We start from the raw sequence: 4,790 nt of genomic DNA on the forward strand, positions 1-4,790 counted from the left end.
TTGGATAGCGAGCAAGATGCTGATTGGATAGCGAGCAAGATGCTGATTGGATAGCGAGCAAGATGCTGATTGGATAGCGAGCAAGATGCTGATTGGATAGCGAGCAAGATGCTGATTGGATAGCGAGCAAGATGCTCGCACTACTTGGATAGCGAGCAAGATGCTCGCACTACTTGGATAGCGAGCAAGATGCTCGCACTACTTGGATAGCGAGCAAGATGCTCGCACTACTACGACAATAATTTCATCGGAAATCCAGGAAAAAACACCCCATTGTTCAGAGGCTCTCTTTATTTTTAGTCCGCACTCGCTGATACACCTGTTCCATTGCCTCAATAAACGAACTATCCTTGTGCCAAAAGGGAGGAATGTCTCCGGCTTTTTTAATCAAAATGGCGGGAATATTCGCAGTTGCATCCACCTCCACTATTGAGGGTAATCGTTTCTCTCCCAACCAGAACTCCTTCTGATTCACAGATGATGGGGGTGGCATTTTTTCGAGCTGGGTATAGTAAGATTGGGCAGGTTCTATGGCGGCTTCCTGATGCTGTAAGGATTCAGATAACACCTGACCTAAGGGGGATTTACCTAGTTCTTGCTGTAGCTTTTCTCGCGATAAACCTCTGAGTTCAAAGAGTAAAAAAGGGTCAGCATCTAACGCCGTTGCGACTAAGTAATAAACCCCGGCGATATGTTTACAGGGATTTGACCAGTCGGGACAGGAACAATGGGTGTTAAAGTCAGAACGGCTTTTGGGTAACAACTGAAGATTAACATCAGCAAATGCTTCTTCAATATTATCTGGCATCTCATTCATGAGGAGTTTAGAGACAAAACTCGCCTTCGATGACAAGTTCGCGATCGCCTTTGACCACGATGCTGCTGAAATGGGTTTTATTTCAATGGTTGTGGTGTATAATGGCTCGTTATAAACGCCAAAATAGGGATTAATTGACCCCCTAACTTTTGCGGTTATTTTCCCCTGAATAATTTGATACTCCTTAATCTTACCCCCACTGGCATAAGAACGCCCTCGTCCCAGTCTACCTGAGTCGGTAAAGGATTCTAAGGTATCAATAAAGCGTTTCCCCCACCAGGTTCGGCTGAATCTAGACATTCTGCCTATCTCCTAAGTTTAATAGCACTTGTAGGGTGGGCAATGCCCACCAAAATTAACTCAAATTCTCCCTCCTAACTTTATAGAATAGCGGTTTTATTCAAAGCAATCAACTGTTTAAACCGTTCATTATCCAGTTCCGTTAACCAAGACTCATCCGCCCCGACAATCGCCCCTGACAATTTTTTCTTCTCTTCAATCATCTGGTCAATCCGTTCTTCTAACGTGCCTAATGCGACAAATTTATGCACAAAAACATTCTTCTTTTGACCAATCCGGAAGGTGCGATCAGTGGCTTGGTCTTCGACAGCGGGGTTCCACCAACGGTCAAAATGAAATACGTGATTGGCTTTAGTTAAGGTGATGCCAACACCCCCGGCTTTTAGAGATAAAATAAACGCCGATGGTTCAGTATCAGGGTCTTGAAATGCCGTAATCATTTGCTCCCGTTTTGTCCGACTGATGCCGCCATGAATATAATAGGTATTATAATGCAAGGTCTGTTTCAGATAGTTGGTTATAGCGCTACCAATTTCTGTAAATTGGGTGAAAATGAGCAAACTTTCTCCTTCCGCATTCACTTCCTCAATCATCTCGATCAGGCGTTCTAATTTGTGCGATCGCGTGGGCGAGAATTCGCTGTTATCTTGGAGAAACTGGGCTGGATGATTACAAACTTGTTTGAGTTTCATTAGGGTTGACAAAATTAACCCTTTGCGGTTAATTCCTTCAGCGTCTTCCAGTTTTGCCTCCACATCTTTGACGACGGCTTCATACAATGAGGCTTGTTCTTGGGTAAGCTGGCAATACTGTTTATGTTCAACTTTATCGGGTAAATCTTTAATAATCTGTTTATCTGTCTTCACCCGTCGTAGAATCAAGGGTTGAACTAACTGCTTTAACACCGTCGATTGTCGGCGGTTATTGTCTTTTTGAATTGGAAGTTCAAAAGCCTTACGAAACTGGGCTTGTTTGCCTAAATAGCCTGGATTGAGAAAGTTGAAGATTGACCAAAGATCTAATAAACGGTTTTCTATCGGCGTTCCAGTTAACGCCACACGATGATGGGCGGGTAATTTGAGAATGGCTTTAGTTTGGGCGGCTTTGGGATTTTTAATGTTTTGGGCTTCGTCGAGAACTAAACGGTGCCAGGTTAAACTTTTGAGCAGTTTTTCGTCTTTGCGGGCGAGGGTAAATGAGGTAATAATTACGTCAAGAGTTTGGCTAGCCGCTTTAAACTCCTTTTCCGTTTTAATTCGGTTACTCCCATGATGCACCAAGGTACGCAAATGAGGAGCAAATTTTTCAATCTCTTTTTGCCAATTCCCCACCACAGAAGTTGGGGCAATTAACAGGGTAGGGGACACCGAATATTCGGTTTCGCGTTCCTTAACTAACTGGGCAATAATCTGAATGGACTTACCCAAGCCCATATCGTCCGCCAGACAGCCATTGAGTCCCAATTGTTCTAAATATTGCAGCCAAGATACACCGCGTTTTTGATACTCCCTTAACGTTCCTTTTAATTGGGCAGGATTGTCAATCGGTTCCAGTCGGCTGGGGTTATTTAAGCACGCCATAATTTGACCTAAGATAGCATCATGTTCGACTTCTATCTCTGTGTCAGCTTCGCTGGTTTTCTTGAGCAACTCCAGGAGTGTCATTTCTGCCGTTTCTTCCTGGTGGGATTGCCAAAACTCCAGCATTTGCTGCATCTTATTTTTATCGAGTTCAATCCACTGACCTCGAAACTGGACTAAGGGTGTTTTTGCCGCCACTAACTGCTGCCATTCCTTAGGCGTAATTACTTGACCACCAATGGAGAGTTGGTAGTGATATTGAATAATTGTATCTAGATTAAAATAACCCTTACTCGCCGCTTTTGGAGACTGAGATGTTTTCGGGGAAGCATTGAGGCGCAGCTTGGCACGTTGACGCCCGGATGGAGTCCACCAGGCGGGAACAATGACTTTATAGCCGGCATCTTCTAGCACCCACGCTTGTTCTTTGAGAAACGTGAACGCCTCCTCTAAGGTAAGGTTTAACCCTGTAGGTTGGTCGGTTTCCAAGCCATGCCAAATTTGTGGATAGATACGGGCAGCATAACCGAGATTTAAAAGTAAGGTTTTCTCGAAATCTTGACCAAATTGTTGATAAACTGTGGCTTTCTTTTTTTGACTCAGAGTCCAATAATCGGCAACTGCTAGTTTCAGAGATGGGTCTTTTTTAGAGGCGACGATAAACTGAATCTGCCATGAGTCTGGAGACTCTTCCGCAGGGTCTTCTAATTGAAAACAAAGATGGAAAGTGGAGGTATCAGAACCTCCCCTAATCTGTTGTTTCCAACTTGACCATTGTTTATAGCGGTTTAATGCCGGTTCAGGGGCTTGTGCTAGGGGAGTTTGTGAGGAATAGAGGCAATCCGTGATTAGAGAATGATTAATTCTTTTATCCAAAACAGCCGGAATCGGTGTATTGGTGATAATTTCCGTCAGCAAGCATTCAGAAAAATGACGAATTAAGGCTTCTTTCCCGTAAAATTCGATGGGTTCGGGGGGACTGGCGTGACCGGACACACAGGCAAGGGGCATATAGTCTTGATAGTAGTTAATCGTCTCTTCATAGTGATCCGATATAATTTGCCAAGCGGGATAAATTTCAAATAACTGAGTTTTGGCGCTGCGTTTACCTTTGCTTTTGGGTGAGGGGAATTCCCTGTATTTAAGGGCTGGAATATATTGGTCTTTGAGGATAACTTGTTTAAAGGACTGGGTGTAGTGATACCAAAACAGTAAATCAGACCCCAGTTGTAGTTCTGAGGGATTGTAGAGGGCAATAAAATGCAGGTCATTTAAGCATTTAATCACGGGGGCGATTGAGGCAGATTTACGTCCACGGGTTGGGTGAACGGGGCTAATCTGATAACAATCAATTATCCAGATATGCCACTCCACAGATTCTGGTAATTCAATTTCCAGATAGCGGCTTAATTCCAGTGACGGAAGCGGTTGTCCTTGAGTGGTGGGCAGAATAAAGTATTGGGGAGTAATTTGATTCTGAATCGGGTTAGATGACGTTGGGGAAACGCCGAGTTCATTCACCAGAAGGTTGGCTAAATCTGCTGGGGTTAATTGAGCCGGATGAGTATTGCTGCGGGTAGTTTTCTGGGTAGAAGGGGTATCAGTTTCCACCCACAGATAAAACGCGCCCGTTTGAATGAATGCGTCAGAGGTTTGGGGAATCCAGGTGCCATGGATAATTTTCATGACGAGATGCTGACTGGGTTAGGTTGAAGCGTAACGGTTGAGGGAATGATACCAAATTGGGAGGCGTATTATCAATCACCAGTATTCAGGATAATGGCACGCTCAATAAGCATGAGGAAATTGCTGAAACCTTTAATATACCGTAGGGTGGGCATTGCCCACCCGCCTTAAGTCGTATTCTTTGTAAGGGTTTGAGGTCTATTTACAAAAGTTAATACAGTCCGATTACTGAATAGCGAGCAAGATGCTGAGTAGCGAGCAAGATGCTGAATAGCGAGCAAGATGCTGAGTAGCGAGCAAGATGCTGAGTAGCGAGCAAGATGCTGAGTAGCGAGCAAGATGCTGAGTAGCGAGCAAGATGCTGAGTAGCGAGCAAGATGCTGAGTAGCGAGCAAGATGCTGAGTAG

2 protein-coding genes are annotated in these 4,790 nt (G+C 44.3%); both read right to left on the minus strand.

The genetic code is table 11. The features are described from left to right. Positions 1-277: 277 nt before the first annotated feature. Positions 278-1,117 carry an SWIM zinc finger family protein gene (locus RIG27_RS22140; protein WP_446348744.1) on the minus strand — a complete coding sequence of 280 codons (840 nt, stop codon included), beginning with the start codon at positions 1,115-1,117 and terminating at the stop codon, positions 278-280. Between the two features lie 80 nt (positions 1,118-1,197). Next, the gene (locus RIG27_RS22145) at positions 1,198-4,383 is read right to left on the minus strand and encodes a DEAD/DEAH box helicase (RefSeq protein WP_446348746.1); all 3,186 of its coding nucleotides are present in this window, start codon (positions 4,381-4,383) and stop codon (positions 1,198-1,200) included. Positions 4,384-4,790: the final 407 nt, after the last annotated feature.

The organism is Coleofasciculus sp. F4-SAH-05 (assembly GCF_040222985.1).
GTDB classification, from domain to species: domain Bacteria; phylum Cyanobacteriota; class Cyanobacteriia; order Cyanobacteriales; family Coleofasciculaceae; genus Coleofasciculus; species Coleofasciculus chthonoplastes.